This is a genomic window from Desulfocicer niacini (assembly GCF_054657595.1).
Genome location: NZ_BAAHYK010000029.1, coordinates 37487 through 55834, shown reverse-complemented (window position 1 = coordinate 55834; position 18348 = coordinate 37487). Strand labels below are relative to the sequence as shown.

Genomic DNA, 18348 nt, shown 5'->3' with positions numbered 1-18348 from the left:
TTACCAGTCAATGGGAAAATAATCCTTTAAAAACTTGCCGCACCAGTGTTTGCCGGTGAGGATGCCGTTAAAAAAAGGATCACAGATCCGGGCGGCACCATCCACTATATCAAGGGGGGGCTGAAAATCATGGTGTTCTTCTTTTAATCGGGCCAGGACTACTGGGTCTTCGTCTGTCACCCACCCTGTGTCCACGGCATTCATGAAAATCCCATACCGGGCCAGATCACTGGCTGCCGTGTGGGTGAGCATGTTCAGGGCAGCTTTGGCCATATTGGTGTGGGGATGACGGCTTCCCTTTTTAAATCTTAAAAATTTGCCCTCCATGGCAGACACGTTAACAATGTGCTTCTGACCGGTATTGTCCTTCTTCATCAGCTCTGCCAGCCGGTTGCACAGCACAAAGGGGGCCACGGCATTGACCAGCTGTATTTCAAGCATTTCAGCGGTGGGAACCTCTCCCAGTCGCAGTCGCCAGGAATTTGTTTTTCTCAGATCCACCTGCTGGAGATCTGCATCCAGTTTGCCCGCCGGAAATACTTCTGGTACATCCAGGGAGTGATCATAGGCGTATGGGATCTGGGAGAGCTGGGCAGACAGGCGCAGCCCCACCCCGGGGGCAGCACCGTTCCATGTGACGGGCAGGGCCTTTTCTTTGGCCACATTGTCGGTGTTTCCGTATTCCAGCTGGGAAATGCAGGTCTGGTGCTGCTGTAGAAGGGACTGGGCCTCCCGGGGCAGCAGTGTCATCTCCTTTGCTTCATTTTCCATGAGGTGGGCATAAAACCCCGGGGGACGGCGCACGGTCTGGGCGGCATTGTTAATTAATATGTCCAGGCGCTGGTAGGTCTCTTTGATGTGGTCGGTGAACAATTCCACACTGGGGGTGTGGCGCAGATCCAGGCCATAGACCTGGAGCCGGTGGCCCCATTGGGAGAAATCCGTTTCCCGGGAAAAACGCAGGGCCGAATCTTTGGGAAAACGCGTGGTGGCAATGACCCTGGCACCGGCCCGGAGCATCATCAAGGTGGCCTGGTAGCCGATTTTAAGCCGGGAACCGGTGATCAAGGCCACCTGACCCTTTAAAGAGGCTGTCTGGAAGCGTTTTTGGTAATTAAATTCTGCACAGTCCGGGCACATGGCATCATAAAAATGGTGGAGTCTGGTGAACTCTGCCTTGCACACATAACAGTTTCGAGGCGTTTCCAGGCTTTGGTTTGAATTTTCCCATTCCGGGGGATTCCCCGTAAAGGTAATCTGTTCCGGGGCTATAAAAACGTCGGTTTCCCGTGCCTTTCGGATGCCTGTGGCGGCCCTCAGGTGGCGTTCCGTCTTAACGATGGCCTGTCTCTGCTGTCGTTTTTTTTCTTTATTGCGTTTTTTTATTTCCTTTCGATCGGGGCGGGAGATTTTGCCCGCCGCCGTGACCAGAGCGATACGCTCGGTTTCGGAAAGATGGGCCAGAAGTTCGGATCGTTCCACAATCTGTTCAAGTATGGGAATACAGGCGCGAATGGCTGCCAGGGTATCTTTGGGGGTATCGGTGTTGGGATTAGTACTGATAATGCTCACCTTTTTTATTCATGTTTCTGCCAGGTAATTTGCATGGCCATTAAAAACATGAAATTATTATATATTTGATGGGTATTTGTCAACCTGCTTGTATGGTGAACCCGAATTATGATATTGAAATGGGGCAGGAAAAGCCAGGGCGTCAATACTTCCTGAATTTTGAATCCCGACATGAGCCAAAGGATATTGTACACATGACCATACAAGCCAGAATTATGCTGGTGGACGATGAAACGATTACCCTCAAACGATTGAGACGGATTCTGGAGAAACAGGGGTATCTGGTCTCCTCCTATACCCATCCTTCAGGTGCCCTCAAGCGCATGGAAGAAACCCCCTATGACCTTGTTGTCACAGACATGAAAATGCCCGGCATGGATGGTATGGAGCTGATGATTGCCATCAAGGCCCGTTTTCCTGCCATGGAGGTCATTCTCATGAGCGGTTATGCCACCATTGACAATGCCATAGAAGCCACCCGGGAAGGGGCCTTTCACTACCTTCAGAAACCCTTTACCCCCGAACAGTTTCTGGAGATTGTGGAAAAGGCCCTGAATCGTCTGAGACTTAGAACCCAGGCCGCCCAGGTTGGCAACCTGCAAGAAGATAGTGAATGCAGCCTTGCGCCGCCTGTGATCATTGGAAACAGCCCGAAAATTAGAGAAATACAGACATTGATTCACCAGATTGCCCCCACAGATTGCAGTGTCCTGATCACCGGAGATTCGGGTACAGGAAAGGAACTGGTGGCCAGGAGTATTCATCTTGCAAGTACACGATCCCGGGGACCTTTTGTGGCGGTGAATTGTGGTGCCTTTACGGAAACCCTTCTGGCAAGTGAGCTTTTTGGACATGAGAAAGGGGCCTTTACCGGTGCCGTCAAAACCCGGGCCGGGCTCCTGGAAACCGCGCACATGGGCACCGTTTTTCTCGATGAGATCGGCGAAATGCCCCACTCCATGCAGGTGAAACTTTTGCGGGTGCTTCAGGAAGGAGAGTTGGTACGGGTGGGGGGTACCCAACCCATTCCCGTTGATATCCGGGTGCTGTCTGCCACGGCCAAGGATCTGAAGGCCGAGGTTGAGACCGGTGCGTTTCGTAAAGACATGTATTACCGTATTAACGTCGTTAACATAAACCTTCCGGCCCTGAACAGACGCAGTGAAGATATTCCCCTGCTGGCCTACCACATTCTGGATTGTTTGAACCGGAAAGGCTTAAAACAGATACGGGCCATCTCTTCCCGGGCCATGTCTCTGCTTAAAGGGTATGCCTTTCCGGGAAATGTCAGGGAGCTTGAAAATATCCTGGAACGGGCCGTTGCCATCAGCCGATCCAATGAAATCAGGGCCTGTGATCTTCCGGTGGATCTTGAAGAACTGGAACTTCAGACCTACCAGAGGCCTGAAAAGGATATGATGACTCTGGCAGAGCTGGAAAGGGATTATATTGCCCACCTTTTAACGATCAACCACAATGCCAAAACAAAGACTGCAGAGATTCTGGGTATTGACCGTGCCTCTTTGTGGCGTAAAATTAAAAAATTTGATTTGGAACGATAGAATTTTAAGATACGATTTCCTGGATGATCAAGTACGTTCTTTTTTTAAACACCCGCGTTCGTTTATGCAACACCTCTTTCCTTTCTCTTTGCCCGGGAGATACGGTGTGTCTTCCTGCTCCTTTCGTTGCATTCTGCAACCCATTGTTTCCAATATTTCTATAAAAAAAGTTTTCAATAACGCCGCTTTTTTTAAAATTTTTATCTAAATCAGATAGTTATCTTTTTATAGCCCTTCTGGATTTTTCTGGCACAGTATTTGTAATAGTCCATACCAGGAGGAATACCGGGATGAATTCTGATGTGTTGGTCATTTTTGAAAATGAGCAGGTGTTTCCTGATGCCTTGCACTATGCCAGGGCCTTTGCCCTTCGAATTAATGCCAGAGTCACCTTTCTCATGCTGGTTTACATGTCCTTTTCCGGCTCTAACCTTCTGCGGGTTAAACGCCATGATCTGAAAAAAACAGGTATCCGGGTTAACCGCCTGCTGGAGGAACACTCCCTCCCTTTTATTGCAAGTGGCCTTAAAATAAAGTCGGCTGTACGAATTGGTGATCCCGCCCACGAATTGCTGAAATTCCTGGCGGACAGGCCACCATTTAAGGTCATTATCTGGGGAAGCAGTCAGGAGTTACCCTTTTCATTGAAATCTTCGGGAAAACATTGGCTTGGGCGGATAACCAAGAGTCTGGAATGTCCGCTTGTGACGGTTAAAAAGCGAATATCCAAAACATAAAATACAGATGATATGGGTCGGGGCATCCCAACAATAAGCCCCAAAAACGAATAACAGGAAATTAACAGATGACAATGGAGAATTTATGGGACAATTGACGCCGGACATGATTTTGGTCTTGATTATGATAGCCTTGGCTATTTTTCTATTCATTGTGGAATGGGTCAGGGTGGATGTGGTGGCCATTCTGATGATGGTTGCCTTGCCACTTTTACACCTGGTAACACCCAAAGAGGCCTTTGTGGGCCTGAGCAGTAACGCAGTGGTGTCCATCATTGCCGTCATCATCATCGGTGCCGGTCTTGACAAAACCGGTATGATCAACAAACTGGTGAAACCTGTTTTAATGGTGGCAGGGACCAGCACCTCTCGGATTATTGTGGCCATTTCCGTCACCGTGGCCTTTATTTCAAGTTTCATGCAGAACATCGGGGCCGCAGCCCTGTTTCTGCCAGCCATTCAGCGTATCAGCAAAATGCAGAAGATTCCCTTAAGCCGTCTGCTCATGCCGGTGGGATTCAGTGCCATTCTGGGGGGGACCATCACCCTGGTGGGCTGCTCGCCGCTGATTCTGCTCAACGATCTTCTGCTTCCCTTTAAGCTGAAGCCTTTCGGGCTTTTTGATGTCACTCCCATCGGCCTTACCCTGATGGCCTCCGGTATTGCCTGTTTTATATTGCTGGGGCGGTTTATCCTTCCCCAGGGGGAATGCCAGGGTACAGAGGACAATGAAGCCTTCTGTACCATAGATGGTCTTGTGGCAAATGAGGAGGAGGTAAATTCCCATTATGAACTTACCACTGCCGATGATTTCATGGATTATCGTGATCCGGTGCATGTGGATGATTTGCGTCGTCGTTATCTTGTTAATGTCCTTGCATTAACAGAGCCTCCTGATTTTAAAACACTTTCTCCGTCTCCGGAATCGGAAATTCGTGCCGGTGTGGATCTTGTGGTCTGCGGCAGGAAAAAAGATGTGGAACGTATGGCCCTTGCTGAAGAGATGGTCCTTAAAGAGACCATTGATTGTTACAGCAGCGAGTTTGACACCTCAACCTCGGGAACGGTGGAGGCCGTTGTTTCTCCCCGATCACAATTTGCCGGGCTGACCCTGGCGGAAATCCGCGTCCAGGATCGCTTCCGTGTGACACCCTTGGAAATTCATCGCCAGGAGGAAACCTACCGGGCGGAAATTGATTCCATTGCACTTCAGACCGGAGATGTAATCCGTTTTTACGGCACCTGGAAACGTCTGGAATCCCTTCACCGGGAAGGGGGGCTTTTGTTCAGCATGCCTTCGGATCTGGAGGATATGCGGCCGGAAAAGGCCCTTTGGGCAGGCGGTTGGCTGGTGCTTTCCCTGGTGATGATCATGGGGTTTGATATTCAGCTGTCCGTGGCCTTGATGACCGGTGCCCTTGGCATGGTGATCACCCGGGTTATAAGCATTGATGAGGCGTATCAGTCCGTGGACTGGCGCACCATATTTCTGCTGGCCGGGCTGATTCCCCTTGGCATCGCTACCCAGAAAACAGGTACTGCCGAGTGGATTGCGGGCTCTATTCTCAGTATTATCGGGGATGTCTCTCCCATCGTTCTCCTGACAGTGATCGGCATTCTCTCCACCATGTTTACCCTGGTGATCTCCAATGTGGGGGCCACGGTGCTTCTTGTTCCCCTTGTGGTGAACATGGCCATTGCTGCCGGAACAGATCCGAGAATGGCGGCCCTGGTGGTGGGTCTTGCCACAAGTAATTCTTTTATGCTGCCCACCCATCAGGTCAACGCCCTTTACATGGGGCCGGGCCGGTATCGCACCGTGGATTTTATAAAAGCGGGCAGCCTTGTCAGTGTGGTTTTTCTGGTGGTGATGATTGCAATGATCAGTTTAATTTACGGCATCTAACAACAAGGAGTTTTATATATGTCAATCGTAACTATTTCCCGGGGATCCTCTTCCATGGGTAAAGCGGTGGCGGAAAAAGTGGCAGCAACCCTTGGATACAAAGTGCTCAGTCGAGATCTGCTGCTCAATGCCAGTGATAAATTTCATGTTTCCCAGCAGAGCCTGCTCCAGGCGCTCCATGATGCGCCCGGGTTGAAAGATCGGTATAAAAATACAAAGCAGATTTATCTTGCCTATGTACGGGCCACTTTATTGGAAATGGTGGCCGGGGACAATGTCGTTTACCATGGTCTGGCAGGTCATCTTCTTTTGAAGGGTCTTGATCATGTACTCAAGATCCGCATTATTGGAAACCTTGAGAATCGTGTGATGCGGAAAATGAGAGAAGACGGCATCGCCCGTCATGAGGCTCAATCACTTATTCTTGCGGATGATGCCCAGCGCAAAAAATGGACCCGTCAGATTTATGGTGTTGATCCTGCGGATAATACCCTTTATGACATGGTTATCTGTATTGACAAGCTTTCTGTGGACGATGCCGCACAATTTATATGTGGTGCCGCCAATTCAACGGCTTTTCAGTCAACGGAGGCTTGCCTTAGAAAAGCCCGGGACTTGAGCCTTGCCTGTAATGTTAAGGCCGCTCTGGTAACGGAATTTCCTGAGGTGGGGATTACCTGCGAATATGGAAATATGCTGCTTTATGCAACGGAAAAGATTGCCCATAATGGAAAATTTAAAAAAATTCTGGATTCTCTTAAGCAGGATACACCGGGAATTTTTAATCTTGAAGTTCATGCAGGGGTTCCCGCTCCTCTGGATGCTGTTTAAAAAAAGCCCCGAAACCCGCTAAGGACAACGATTAGACCATAAGGAGGAAGTCATGTCCGTTCTAATATTTACGTCGGATAATCAGGAACTTGAAGATAACATCGCCCGGGAAACCGCACAGCATCTGGGCTATAAAACCCTGAACCATACGTTTCTTGATGAAATTGCGCAACAATATTCACTGGATCCTTCCAAATTGAGGGAGGTCATGACAACAACCCCCTCCATATTAAAACGGATGCCTTCCAAGCTCTGGCATTATTCCCTATCCTGTGTGGAAACAGCGGTGTTGGATCGGTTGCTGGAAGATGATATTGTCTGCTGGGGACTGGGGGCACATTTGTATGTGCTGGTGGTGTCCCATGTCCTGAAAGTACGTCTGGTCGGTGGGGATGGATCTGCCGCAGAGACGGACACAAAAAAGGAACGTCTGCGGGAAAAATGGTCCATGATGGCATGGCAGAGAAAGGAAGCGGATCCCAGACTCTATGATCTGGTGATAAATCTGGATCAGATCAAACCCGATGAGGCGGTGACCACTGTTGCCGCCACCGTGGGGTATCCGCGGTTTAAACCCATGACCTATTCCATCAATAATCTGGCGGATCGCGCCCTGGCAGCAAAAGTTAAAAATGTTCTGCTGAAAACATTGACCGATATTCAGGTTCATGCCCAGAACGGCACGGTTGTGGTGACAACCACATGCCTGAAGCGGGACAAAACAAAGAAAATTGCCGCCATCAAAGAAATTGCCGGTCAGGTGGAGGGGTTGGGATACCTGGAGGTGCACTGGAATGTGGACCGGGTCAATGAGGCCGCCGTAGGTAACCGTTGATGTCGGTCACGATTGTCTGTGACTTACTCACCCCTGAATTGTTTTGCAAAAACATTTGTAACCAAGGAGACACTGATGTCAAAGCAACTTGAAATTTTGCTGTTGGATGATGAACTGATCGTGGGAAAACGTCTGAAACCGGCTCTGGAGAAAATCGGATGCCGTGTGGAGGTCTTCCAGGACCCCCGGGAAGCCATGAAACGTATCGGGGAAAAAGAGTTTGATATTGTGGTTACGGACATCTACATGGAAGAGATGGATGGCATGCAGGTGCTTGAAATGGTTCATGATCAATGGCCCCGGACAAAAATTATCATGATCACCGGATATGCCATGATTTCCCTTGCAAGGGATGCCATGGAAAAGGGTGCCTTTGATTTCATTGCCAAACCTTTTAAGCCAGATGATTTGAGAAAGGTCATCGCCAAAGCGGCTGAAGCCCTGGGATCTCCCCTGAATTTCAATGCTCCTGTGAACTGATTTAAATGGATAAAACATGGAAACACTACAACAGGTTCCGGAAACTCATGGCAAAGAAGGGGAGGCCGATAATACCGTGAAACATCTGTATGGTCACATAGCCGATATTCGTGAGGCCCAGCAGACCTTAATGTCACGGCGACATTTCAGTGTGAGAAAACAGATTTATCTGGGTAATGTTCTGGTGTTTCTGTTTGTGCTGGTCATTGCCGTGGTGCTGATTCTCAACAACGAAAAGGTTCAGACCCGGCTTAAATTTCTTGAATTTGTCAATGAATTTTCAGCCGAGGTTCAACAGGCCCGCCGATATGAAAAAAATTATTTTCTCTATGGAACCAATTTAGGCGATGCCATTGAAAATATTCACCTTGCAAGGTTAATATTTACCGGGGAGCTAGATACCTTTTCCGAACTGCAGGATCAAATGACCCGGCAGGCCATCCTCAGCAAGATAGAATCCTACGAGTCGCTTCTGGGGCAGTTGCTCCAGAAGCAGCAACAGAATGTGATGGATCTGCATAAAACGGCTTTTTCCAAGGAGATAGAAACCCGTCTTCGGGAGTATGGCCAGGAGATTCTTGCATCGGCCCAGGGTATGATGACCATTGAAAAGCGTGCCCTTGAAAATTCTCTTGATCAATCCCGGGATTTTCATATCTATTCCATTCTGGTCTTGCTGGTGCTCCTTGCCATGAACGCCTGGTTGCTGGTGGGGAGAATTTATTCCACTCTCAGTCGATTTTCCTCCTATGCCCAGCGCATTGCCTCCGGGGATTTCAGGCCCATCCTGCCCAAACGAAAATTTCGGGATGAGTTTACGGATCTGGCCGTGGCCATTAATGAAATGATAAAAGAGATCGATACCAGAGAGGCTGTCCTTATCCAGAGTCATAAGATGAGAGCGGTGGGTACACTGACCTCAGGGGTGGCCCATGAGCTGAACAACCCGTTGAACAATATCATGCTCACAGCCCACATGATTCTGGAGGACTATCAAGACCTGTCCGATGACGAACGTAAGGAAATGCTCAAGGATGTGACTGAAGAGACAGACCGTGCCCGAAAAATCATTCGCAATCTACTGGACTTTGCCCGGGAAAGTTCTTCAGCCATGGAATCAGTGGATCTTTACAAGCTGTTGAAGGAGACCATTACCCTGCTGGAAAATCAGATCCGGCTGTCAGGCATTACCGTGGATATTAAGTTCACCGATGATCTTCCCCGGATACATGGGGATGCTCAGAAGCTCCAGCAGGTGTTTGTCAACCTGTTGCTCAACGCCATGGACGCCTCGAAAAAGGGCGGGAAAATACAGGTCATGGGATGTCTGGGGGAAAAGGCCGACGCCGTGAATGTCACCGTCATTGATTTTGGTGAGGGCATTCCCCATCACATTGTTTCATCGGTGTTTGACCCGTTTTTTACCACCAAGCCCAAGGGCAAGGGAACGGGCCTGGGCCTTAGTGTATCCCAGGGGATCGTGGCCAAGCATGGCGGCACCATCAAGGTTAAGAGCAAAGAGGGCAGTGGATCAAGCTTTATGGTGACCCTGCCGGTGGTGACCTTTCCGGATCATTTCTCCTTTCATCTGTGAGACATGCCCTGAATATTTTCATATTGATTAATTCGCCTTTATGATTTATCAATCAAGGGTGGCTGTTACGTGATAATCCCGTTTTTTCAGATGGATGTCTGAGAGAACGGGATTATCGCGTACTGCAGATAAAGATCCATGGGAACTTGCTGGTTTTTTTTATATGAAAAGGCAGCCTCCAGGGCAACTTCAGCAGAGCCGTCCCCCCGATGGGCAATAGGAACCGGACAATCGAGCTGTCTACAGTTCCGGTCCGGGCCCATTGCCCGTCGGGGGGACGGCGGCATAATGCCATTTTCATGCTTCGTTGTGTCCGACAGGACATGTGGATTTATATGAAAAATAGATTGTGATGGTGAAAATTTCAGGATGAAACGTGCGCACATATCAAATCCATGGCTGGCAAAGCGGGCTGTTCAATGGGGAGGTGTTATAGTCTCTCCCCTGCCGTTGCTGTTGCTTATGGGAACCCAGGATCCCTTTCCACCGGTGTGGCGCCTGGTCATTGCCTGTCTGGCATCCATCACCGCTTTTGGTTGTGCGCTTACCCTGTTCCGATGGCCCGGGCCCGGCAAATTTTTTGGTGTGGTATCAGGTGCTGCGGCCTTTGTGGCGGCCCTGCCTTGTCTTGTGCAAAATCCCTTCATGGCCTTGCTGGGGGCGGTGGCATTGATCACCGGAGGATTTGCCTTGCTGGATTTCACCCCCGACATTGGTCATGACAGGGAAACTATTGCCGGGGTTCATCCAGTTTACAGGGGCGGGTGGGAGGAGCTTTTTAACCGTCCCGCCGCCATTGTATTTTTTACCTTTCTGGGGTTGTGCCTTGTGGGTACCCTGATGCTTCTCTTGCCAGGTATCATGAGTCATGATCCCATTGTCCTTGTGGATGCGGTCTTTACCTCGGTGAGTGCGGTGTGCGTCACGGGCCTGGTGGTGCTGGATACCCCCGCGGATTTTTCCCTGGCAGGGCAGGGGGTCATCCTTATTCTTATTCAGTTCGGGGGGCTTGGTATCATGAGCATTACCACGGTTGCCATGCATGCCATGGGGCGACGATTAAGCCTACGCCAGGAACGCCTCATGACCTCTTTGATGGACGCCGATCGCAAGGACCTGCTGGCATCCCTTGTGCTGATTCTTAAATTCACCTTTCTGGTGGAGACTGTGGGTGCACTTTTTCTTGGGGGTGTGTTTTATGCCATGGGTGACAGCCCCGGCCAGGCCGCCTGGCAGGGCGTTTTTACGGCCATATCCGCCTTTTGCAACGCCGGTTTTTCTCTGCAGACACAAAGTCTTGTTCCCTATCAGAATGCCCCTCTGGTTCTGCACATGGTTGCTGCATTAATTATCTGCGGGGGGATGGCTCCTGCCACCAGTCTACTGATTCCTCGGTGGTTGCAGGGCAAAACGGTTCCGGTGACGGTGCGCATAGACCTCGTAACCACAGCGGTGTTATTGATTTCCGGAAGCTTTTTCATGCTGGCCTTTGAGTGGAACGGCGTATTGTCGGGCCTGTCTTTTTTCAATAAGATCCACAATGCCTGGTTTCAATCGGCAACCCTGCGTACCGCCGGATTTAATTCCGTGGACCTTGCCGGAGTCATGAGTCCCACTTTTCTTGTCATGCTTTGTCTGATGTTCATCGGGGGGTGCCCCGGTGGCACAGCCGGTGGGATAAAAGCCACCACCATGGGTATTCTGGCAATGACCTTCTGGGCCAACATCACCCATCGTAACGGGGTGAGACTCCAGAACAGAAATATTCGTCCGGTGACGATTTTTCGCGCCATCACCATTGTGGTTTCAGGGGGGGTGATCTGGTTTGTGGTGGTATTGATGTTGGAAGTCACCCAGCAGATTCCCGCCCGGAGCATCATTTTTGAAGCCACTTCCGCCATTGCCACGGTGGGGCTTTCCATCGGTGCCACGGCCCAGTTTGATCAGATTGGAAAACTTATTATAATACTTGCCATGTTCATTGGGCGTATTGGCCCTGTGACGCTTTTCATGCTGTTAAGTGATGCGTCACTTCCCCCGGTTTCCCGTTGTCCTGATGCAAAAATAACCCTTACATAAAGGCTTTTTCATATGATTCAACAGATATTAATCATTGGCCTGGGGCAGTTTGGCATGTCCCTTGCCCGGACCTTGTCCCAGAAGGGCGCTGAAGTAATGGCCGTTGATCCCCAGAAGCCTCTGGTACAGGAGGCCTCTGTGTTTGTAACAGAAGCCCTGGCCATGGATGCCACCGACGAGGTGGAGCTTGCCCGGCTTCATCCGGAAAAACGAGATGCAGTGGTGTGCGCCATCGGTGATGATTCCAAGGAGCAGTCCATCATCTGTACCGCTTTGCTCCGACAAATGGGGGCCCCCTTTATTGTTGCCCGGGCCAATGATAAAATGCACCAGCGGATTCTGCACCTGGTGGGGGCCCATAAGATTGTGAACCCCGAGCAGGAATTCGGGATGCGGTTTGCCAATCGCCTGCTGTATCGTCATGTCATTGCAGACACAGCCATTGGAGAAGATCTTAACCTCACCGAAATTCGTATACAACCCTCCATGGTGGGGAAAAATCTCATCGAACTGGCACTGCCCAGACGCTTTGGTATTCTGGTGGCGGCCATCCGCCGGGGATCCCCCGATCGAATCATACAGCCCTCCCCCCATGAACCCCTGCAGGCCGAGGACAATCTCATGATTGTCTGCAATGAAACGGCTATTTCAAAATTCATAAAGGGGGTCTGACCATGAAAAACTCACATGCGGTGCGCATAGGGCTGTGGCTGATGATGGGGTTCAACCTGCTGATGGCGTTGGGATCCATCTGGATTTTCATGCGTATGGCCCCGGCCATTGAGGTGATCATTGACAGAAATGAACGCTCCCTTGAGGCATGTGAAGAAATGTTGACCTCACTTGCGTTGATAGGGCCGGACAGCAGGGCCAACCAGGCATTGGAATCCTTGTTTGTCTCTTCACTCAAACGGGCTGAGAACAACATCACAGAAGCGGAAGAACCCGTGCCACTGAAGTCTATTAATGTCCGGTTTCACAGGGCTTTTCTGGGAAATATGGATGCCCGCCGGGAAATCGTTTCCGCCATAGCACTGCTGGCAAAAACCAATAGAGAAGCCATGATAAAAGCTGATATCCATGCCAGGCAGTTTGGATATGCCGGGGCCTGGGCAATTGTTTTTATGGCGGTTATTGTTTTTATGGCGGGGATGCTGTTCAAGCGAACTCTTGAAACCCATCTGGTGAACCCTCTGGGGGAAATAGAGGCGGTGATCGCTGCCCATCAGAATGGAGATATCATGCGGCGCTGCACCGGAACAGATGTGTCAAGGGATGTGCAGGGGCTGTTTAACGGATTAAATGAATTGCTTGATAAAATGCAGTTTCAGACCGTTGCCGCCAGTAATTTCCGGGCCTGGTTTTAGGGTGTGTTCTTTCCTAAGGCTCCGGTAAAAAATTAACCATCTTTAATGCAGGATCTATTGCCCCACCGGGGTGTCTCTGTCAGAGACTATTTGCATAGTTTGTTTTCTAACAGTTCCTGAGATGGCAGATCTTATGACAAAGTCAGCATTCGTATGCTGCGCAGCTCCAAATATAGGCGAGTATGCTCACGGGCCAAATATTTATATTTTCAACCCGAATATTAACAATTCAACCATGATGTTCTGCCTCACATAGCTATCGAGACCCATCTTGTATGGATTGAAATAAATTGCTTGCCCCACATAAGTGGTTATGCAATATTGCTCATTATGTTTAAGTGGGTGGTTCAGGGGATTGCCTTATTTGAAATCTCACGGCTTTGTCCCTGAAAATAATCGTTGGGTGATGATCAAGGGAGACCATCAAATGGATTCAAAAACCAAAGTCGGGATTATTATTTGTCATCGTTATCGTCGCTGTGCCGGTGGAAAGTGTTTCCGTTCCATGCGTAATATGGAGGGGGCTTTCAGTATCTATAGTACCCCACCGGAGCTGGTGGGGTTTACCACCTGTGATGGCTGCCCCGGGGGAAATATAGAATATGCCGGGGCTGAGATGGTGAAAAACGGAGCCCAGGTGATTCATCTGGCTACAGGTCTGGTGGTGGGCTATCCGCCTTGCCCTTATATTGATACATTTAAACCTTTTCTTGAAAAAAGGTTTGGGGTAAAAGTGGTGGTGGGTACCCATCCCATTCCCACCAGCTATCTTGATATGCACACCCATCTGGGTACCTGGAAAGATGCTTCCTGGAAGCCGCTGATTGCGACTACCATGACCGATGAAAAAATGCGTGCAGCGTATAATTGATTTTGTGTGGAACGTTGGCGTTTACGGCCGGTTTGGATTTTACGAGCGAAAATGAATGAGCTTGTTGATTTAAAGGCGATTTCAGTCTGATTCAATTTTGTCGTCACAAGATATGGTTGATTAGTTGAGCTAAAATAGACCATGTAGACGATGGTAGTGCCTGAAATATGAAGATCGCAACAGGATCAACAGCACCATGAATGAATGGAAAGAAGGGAAAGAAGGGAAAAATATGACGGATATTTATGATGAATTAAAAATAAAAGCCCGAGCCTTGTGGCAGCAACATGGGCTGCTGGATGAACCCATACAGGTAACGGCCCGGGCGCTTTCCACCCATGAAGCCATTGGAAACCCCGAAGCAGACGATTATCCCATTCAAAAGGGGAAAGAAAAACTCATGCAGGCCGATTTCAAGGGTGCCCTTGGACAGGCATTCACCGATCATTATGCCGATTTCAATGGTACCCTTGGGGAAATTTTGGAGATGACGCTTCACAATAACTATCGGCGGTCCATCTTTGTTGCAGCCTTTAATGCGGTGTATTGTTATCTGGGCTTGGTGGGGGGAACCATTCATTGTAAAGACGAGGAACCCGTGGTCTGTGCGAATAAGCTATTGGCTTATATCCAGGAAAACCATCCCGGGCCGGAGAGAAGACGATTGCGCATCACCCAGATCGGATTGCAGCCCCGGATGACGGAAAAACTGTCCTCCTTTTTTGACATGCGTCTCATTGATCTGGACCCGGAGAACATCGGGCAGACCAAGTATGATGTGAAAATCGAGGGGCCCCAGGCCACCGATGATGCCGTCAGCTGGTGTGATCTGCTCCTGGTGACAGGCTCCACCATTGTCAATGGCACGGCCGGACGATTCATTGGAGACACACCGGTCATTTTTTATGGAACCTCCATTGCAGGACCTGCAAAGGCCCTGGGGCTGACTCGATTTTGTTCGGAATCAAGGTAGTCAGAGCTCATATGAAAATGTGGTGAAGGTATTGGGCTTGGCCATAAAATGGGCCATGTTGTGGTTAAGCCCTTTTTTTGCAATTTTCTATGCAACGTTAAGGTTATGTAATTCAACCAAGATTTTTGCCTGACCCAATCTGCAAAGTCCATTGAAAAGATTTGGCATCCTTGTATATTAAAAATAATAAAAAATAGGCTTACCGAATTTTCAAAGAGCAGGTCAAAAAAGGGCCTATTTCAGCTTGGCTTTGAACCGATTAACTTCATTATCAAATCAAAAGTAGTTTACATTTTTTTAAAGAGGATCGTCGCCAAATGGGGCATTCAGCTCGTGAATCTGTAGAGCAAAAATGAAGAATGACAAAAAATCCTGTGTTTTATGTTCAATTGTGTTTTTTTTGTTTAAAGAATGTGAAAAAAATAGTAATTTGAGTTTTGCATCAACAAAATGACGATGTGTCTGCCCGTACGAATTGAGAACTTATAACCCGCAATTCAATTTTATCTGATTGATTTGTGATTGAGCTGATCGCAATCATTCAATGGGGGAAATATGGCTGAAAAAAAAGCGGAGAAACAATCAGTAAAACAATCAGTAAAAAAAGCAGTAAAACCAACAAAACAAGATTCACCCGCTTTAAATCGAAAATTCAATGAACAGCAGGCCATTTTAGATGGAATCAGCGAAGTGATATATGTCTCTGATCCGGCAACCTATGAATTGCTTTATATAAACGAGGCTTTTGTCAAAAATTGGGGAGACTGTACCGGGCAGCAGTGTTACAAGGTGCTCCAAAACCTTGAAATGCCCTGTCCGTTTTGTACCAACGACAAAATTTTTGATCCTGACAATACTTCCGGTGAATATGTCTGGGAGTTTCAAAACCAGGTGACAAAAAAATGGTACCGGTGCATTGACAAGGCCATTTACTGGCCCGATGGACGTCGGGTTCGGTATGAAATGGCCATTGATATTACCCGCCAAAAAGAGATGGAAGATGCGTTGAGGGCCCAGTCCCAGGAGATTCTTGAGCTTTCAACCCCGGTGATACAGATCTGGAAAGGAATTGTGATGGCACCGCTTATCGGTTCACTGGACAGCCAGCGAACCCAGCACTTCATGGACCGATTTCTCAACAGTATCGTTGAGAGCCAATCCCAGGTTGCCCTGGTGGATATTACCGGGGTACCAACCATTGATACCCAGACGGCCCAGCATCTCATTGAGGCCATTACGGCCTCCCGCCTTCTGGGAACCAAGGCGATTCTCACCGGTGTCAGTCCTTCCATTGCCCAGACCCTGGTGCACCTGGGAATTGATTTGTCCAGCATAGAGACACACACCTCCCTGGCCAAGGGACTTGCCATGGGATTGAAAATCCTCGGATTCAAGCTGGAAAGCCTTGATTCTAACCGGAAAAAATAACCCTGAAATTCATTAAATTTTCGGTCAGCATCCCATTTTCACCTATGTTGGCCTGCTCACACAGCATTCGTGTGCGATGTAGTCCCAAATAAAAGAAGATGGCGTGCGCAGGTCAAACATTTACAGATCAATTCCAATATTCACGAAATTCAAGGCATCCTTAAAAATCAGGTTACATTTTTAGAACATTCCCCATTTGTAAGGACGTCTTTCCAAAAGAGTGTAAGGTACTTTTGGGCCCATATGAAAGATGTCAAATCCAAGTATTTATTTTATTATTTTCAAAAGTTTGGGAGATCACTATGGGTGCAGACAGCATCGCAGTAAATAGAATTCGCAATATTTTGCTGGTTACCGTTCCGCCGGATCCTGAGGATGAAACCATCACCGTTCTCCAGGAGAAGGTTTTGAAGGCCATGAGCTGGCATGATGCAAAAGGTGTTATCCTGGATATTTCCGTGGTGGAGACCCTGGATTCTTTCTTTGCCCGCACAATTTCCGAGACATCTCAAATGGTGGAGCTTATGGGAGGGCGTACCATTGTCAGTGGCATGCAGGCAAATGTTGCCATCACCGCCACCCAGCTGGGCTTGACCCTGGACAATATCCAGACAGCCCTGGATGTGGATATTGCATTGAATCTGCTGGAGAACATGGATTAATAAAGGGGAGCAGGATATGCTCAATGACGCTGCTGTTGAAATTAGAATCCGCGTGGAAGGAGATATTGTTCTTGTTCGAAAAAAAATTCGTGAGGCTGCTGGATCCGCCGGATTTGGAGGAACGGATATTACCAGAATCGTTACGGCCGCCTCAGAACTGGCCCGAAATATTTTTAAATACGCGGGAAAGGGAACCGTGCGTTGCACCAGAGTGGAAAATGGAAGCCAGCAGGGATTGACCATTGTTTTTAAAGATCAAGGGCCGGGAATCAGCGATGTCACCCGGGCACTGCAATCAGGGTATACCACCTCCAATGGGCTGGGCATGGGGCTGCCAGGTTCCCGGCGGTTGATGGATGAAATGCACATTGAGTCAGCTCCGGGTGAAGGTACAATTGTTGTTGTATCCAAATGGTTGAAATGATGGAACTGAATCAAAAAAGGATTGTTGTCACCAATGCCGGGGATGTCAGCCTTGCCCGGAAAATTGTCCGGGAGATGGGTGAATCCGTTGGGTTTGAGAGTCTCCTTGTACAGGAACTTGTCCTTGTGGCAAGTGAATTGGCATTTAATATCATCAATCATGCAGGTCAGGGAGAGATGTTTTTCATTCCTCTGGAAGGCAAGAAGAGAGGCATACAGATGGAAACCCTTGACCAGGGACCTGGCATTCCGGATATTGAAATCGCCATGACGGATGGTGTCTCCTCGGCCAACTCCCTTGGTTACGGCCTGGGTTCCATTAATAGAATAATGGATGTACTGGACATTTGTTCGCCAGTTACCAACGGAAGGGGTACCCGGATCTGCTGTAAAAAATATCTTCCCATGGAATATATATCTCATGGCCACAGTCCATTGTCTGTGGGGGTGGGGTCGCGTCCCTATCCCGGAATGCGTGACAATGGGGATAGTTTTATTGTCAAGCGTTTTGGATGCCGGTTGCTGGTGGGGGTCATTGATGGGTTGGGACATGGAACTTTTGCCCATGAAGCGGCCCAGCGAGCAAGGCAATATGTGGAAAAACATTATGATCAGCCATTTGAAAAAATTTTCCAGGGCACGGGCAGGGCCTGCAGATCCACCAGGGGAGTGGTAATGGCACTTGTGAAATTTGAATGGGATACCGTTCCCATAAAAATGACATTTGCCAGTATCGGTAATATTGAGGTCCGTCTTCAGAATGGAAATACCGGTGCATTACCCGTTCGCCGGGGAATTATCGGTAAAAATGCACTTACCCCCATAATTCATGAACAATCTTTTGATCCTGGAGAGACCCTTTTCCTTTTTTCCGATGGCATCACCTCCCATTGGCCCAGGGATGAATTCCTCGATCTGAAGGAAAAATCGGCGGATGAAACTGCTCGAATCATGTTGACCACCCTTGCAAAGGAAAATGATGATGCCACACTGCTCATCGTAAAATCAAACTTGTAGGAGATTTTACT

The 18348-nt window shown here is 48.7% G+C and carries 17 protein-coding genes; 16 read left to right on the top strand and 1 reads right to left on the bottom strand.

Annotated elements, in window-relative coordinates; translation table 11 throughout:
• Positions 1-1572, bottom strand: coding sequence for an SDR family NAD(P)-dependent oxidoreductase (locus ACYQ2M_RS16000; RefSeq protein ID WP_459917368.1), 1572 nt, complete (start codon positions 1570-1572; stop codon positions 1-3).
• A 194-nt stretch (positions 1573-1766) separates the two neighbouring features.
• Between ACYQ2M_RS16000 and ACYQ2M_RS15995 the strand changes: the two genes are divergently transcribed.
• From ACYQ2M_RS15995 to ACYQ2M_RS15920, 16 genes are all read left to right on the top strand, one after another.
• On the top strand, positions 1767-3134 hold the full coding sequence (locus ACYQ2M_RS15995) for a sigma-54-dependent transcriptional regulator (protein ID WP_459917367.1): 1368 nt from the start codon (positions 1767-1769) through the stop codon (positions 3132-3134).
• A 290-nt stretch (positions 3135-3424) separates the two neighbouring features.
• The gene (locus tag ACYQ2M_RS15990; protein WP_459917366.1) at positions 3425-3871 is read left to right on the top strand and encodes an adenine nucleotide alpha hydrolase family protein; all 447 of its coding nucleotides are present in this window, start codon (positions 3425-3427) and stop codon (positions 3869-3871) included.
• An 85-nt stretch (positions 3872-3956) separates the two neighbouring features.
• Entirely contained in the window at positions 3957-5777 is a 1821-nt protein-coding gene (locus ACYQ2M_RS15985; protein WP_459917365.1) for an SLC13 family permease, read from the top strand.
• 18 nt (positions 5778-5795) lie between these two features.
• Positions 5796-6608 carry a cytidylate kinase-like family protein gene (locus ACYQ2M_RS15980; protein ID WP_459917364.1) on the top strand — a complete coding sequence of 271 codons (813 nt, stop codon included), beginning with the start codon at positions 5796-5798 and terminating at the stop codon, positions 6606-6608.
• Positions 6609-6660: 52 nt separating this feature from the next.
• Positions 6661-7443, top strand: a complete 783-nt coding sequence (locus ACYQ2M_RS15975; protein ID WP_459917363.1) for a cytidylate kinase-like family protein — start codon at positions 6661-6663, stop codon at positions 7441-7443.
• Between the two features lie 75 nt (positions 7444-7518).
• Positions 7519-7923: a response regulator gene (locus ACYQ2M_RS15970; protein ID WP_459917362.1), complete on the top strand. Its 405-nt coding sequence runs from the start codon at positions 7519-7521 to the stop codon at positions 7921-7923.
• A gap of 16 nt (positions 7924-7939) precedes the next feature.
• Complete coding sequence (locus ACYQ2M_RS15965) at positions 7940-9517, top strand: sensor histidine kinase (protein WP_459917361.1); 1578 nt, start codon at positions 7940-7942, stop codon at positions 9515-9517.
• Positions 9518-9886: 369 nt separating this feature from the next.
• Positions 9887-11596 carry a TrkH family potassium uptake protein gene (locus ACYQ2M_RS15960; protein WP_459917360.1) on the top strand — a complete coding sequence of 570 codons (1710 nt, stop codon included), beginning with the start codon at positions 9887-9889 and terminating at the stop codon, positions 11594-11596.
• Positions 11597-11608: 12 nt separating this feature from the next.
• Entirely contained in the window at positions 11609-12268 is a 660-nt protein-coding gene (locus ACYQ2M_RS15955) for a potassium channel family protein (RefSeq protein WP_459917359.1), read from the top strand.
• A gap of 2 nt (positions 12269-12270) precedes the next feature.
• Positions 12271-12963 (top strand): hypothetical protein, encoded by a 693-nt coding sequence (locus tag ACYQ2M_RS15950; protein WP_459917358.1) that lies wholly within the window; start codon positions 12271-12273, stop codon positions 12961-12963.
• 427 nt (positions 12964-13390) lie between these two features.
• Complete coding sequence (locus tag ACYQ2M_RS15945) at positions 13391-13834, top strand: CGGC domain-containing protein (RefSeq protein ID WP_459917357.1); 444 nt, start codon at positions 13391-13393, stop codon at positions 13832-13834.
• 196 nt (positions 13835-14030) lie between these two features.
• Positions 14031-14807, top strand: a complete 777-nt coding sequence (locus ACYQ2M_RS15940; protein ID WP_459917356.1) for a Rossmann-like domain-containing protein — start codon at positions 14031-14033, stop codon at positions 14805-14807.
• A gap of 555 nt (positions 14808-15362) precedes the next feature.
• Positions 15363-16235 (top strand): STAS domain-containing protein, encoded by an 873-nt coding sequence (locus tag ACYQ2M_RS15935; protein ID WP_459917355.1) that lies wholly within the window; start codon positions 15363-15365, stop codon positions 16233-16235.
• Between the two features lie 302 nt (positions 16236-16537).
• Positions 16538-16897: an STAS domain-containing protein gene (locus ACYQ2M_RS15930; RefSeq protein ID WP_459917354.1), complete on the top strand. Its 360-nt coding sequence runs from the start codon at positions 16538-16540 to the stop codon at positions 16895-16897.
• A gap of 16 nt (positions 16898-16913) precedes the next feature.
• On the top strand, positions 16914-17321 hold the full coding sequence (locus ACYQ2M_RS15925) for an anti-sigma regulatory factor (protein ID WP_459917353.1): 408 nt from the start codon (positions 16914-16916) through the stop codon (positions 17319-17321).
• On the top strand, positions 17318-18337 hold the full coding sequence (locus ACYQ2M_RS15920; RefSeq protein ID WP_459917352.1) for an ATP-binding SpoIIE family protein phosphatase: 1020 nt from the start codon (positions 17318-17320) through the stop codon (positions 18335-18337). The genes ACYQ2M_RS15925 and ACYQ2M_RS15920 overlap by 4 nt, the downstream gene beginning before the upstream one ends.
• Positions 18338-18348 lie beyond the last annotated feature (11 nt).

Bases quoted from the DNA above. Each gene is read 5' to 3' on its own strand.
- ACYQ2M_RS15945 (WP_459917357.1), top strand. From the start codon at position 13,391: ATGGATTCAAAAACCAAAGTCGGGATTATTATTTGTCATCGTTATCGT.
- ACYQ2M_RS15955 (WP_459917359.1), top strand. From the start codon at position 11,609: ATGATTCAACAGATATTAATCATTGGCCTGGGGCAGTTTGGCATGTCC.
- ACYQ2M_RS15930 (WP_459917354.1), top strand. From the start codon at position 16,538: ATGGGTGCAGACAGCATCGCAGTAAATAGAATTCGCAATATTTTGCTG.
- ACYQ2M_RS15960 (WP_459917360.1), top strand. From the start codon at position 9,887: ATGAAACGTGCGCACATATCAAATCCATGGCTGGCAAAGCGGGCTGTT.
- ACYQ2M_RS15965 (WP_459917361.1), top strand. From the start codon at position 7,940: ATGGAAACACTACAACAGGTTCCGGAAACTCATGGCAAAGAAGGGGAG.
- ACYQ2M_RS15985 (WP_459917365.1), top strand. From the start codon at position 3,957: ATGGGACAATTGACGCCGGACATGATTTTGGTCTTGATTATGATAGCC.
- ACYQ2M_RS15980 (WP_459917364.1), top strand. From the start codon at position 5,796: ATGTCAATCGTAACTATTTCCCGGGGATCCTCTTCCATGGGTAAAGCG.
- ACYQ2M_RS15970 (WP_459917362.1), top strand. From the start codon at position 7,519: ATGTCAAAGCAACTTGAAATTTTGCTGTTGGATGATGAACTGATCGTG.
- ACYQ2M_RS15990 (WP_459917366.1), top strand. From the start codon at position 3,425: ATGAATTCTGATGTGTTGGTCATTTTTGAAAATGAGCAGGTGTTTCCT.
- ACYQ2M_RS15950 (WP_459917358.1), top strand. From the start codon at position 12,271: ATGAAAAACTCACATGCGGTGCGCATAGGGCTGTGGCTGATGATGGGG.
- ACYQ2M_RS15925 (WP_459917353.1), top strand. From the start codon at position 16,914: ATGCTCAATGACGCTGCTGTTGAAATTAGAATCCGCGTGGAAGGAGAT.
- ACYQ2M_RS15975 (WP_459917363.1), top strand. From the start codon at position 6,661: ATGTCCGTTCTAATATTTACGTCGGATAATCAGGAACTTGAAGATAAC.
- ACYQ2M_RS15995 (WP_459917367.1), top strand. From the start codon at position 1,767: ATGACCATACAAGCCAGAATTATGCTGGTGGACGATGAAACGATTACC.
- ACYQ2M_RS15935 (WP_459917355.1), top strand. From the start codon at position 15,363: ATGGCTGAAAAAAAAGCGGAGAAACAATCAGTAAAACAATCAGTAAAA.
- ACYQ2M_RS15940 (WP_459917356.1), top strand. From the start codon at position 14,031: ATGAATGAATGGAAAGAAGGGAAAGAAGGGAAAAATATGACGGATATT.
- ACYQ2M_RS15920 (WP_459917352.1), top strand. From the start codon at position 17,318: ATGATGGAACTGAATCAAAAAAGGATTGTTGTCACCAATGCCGGGGAT.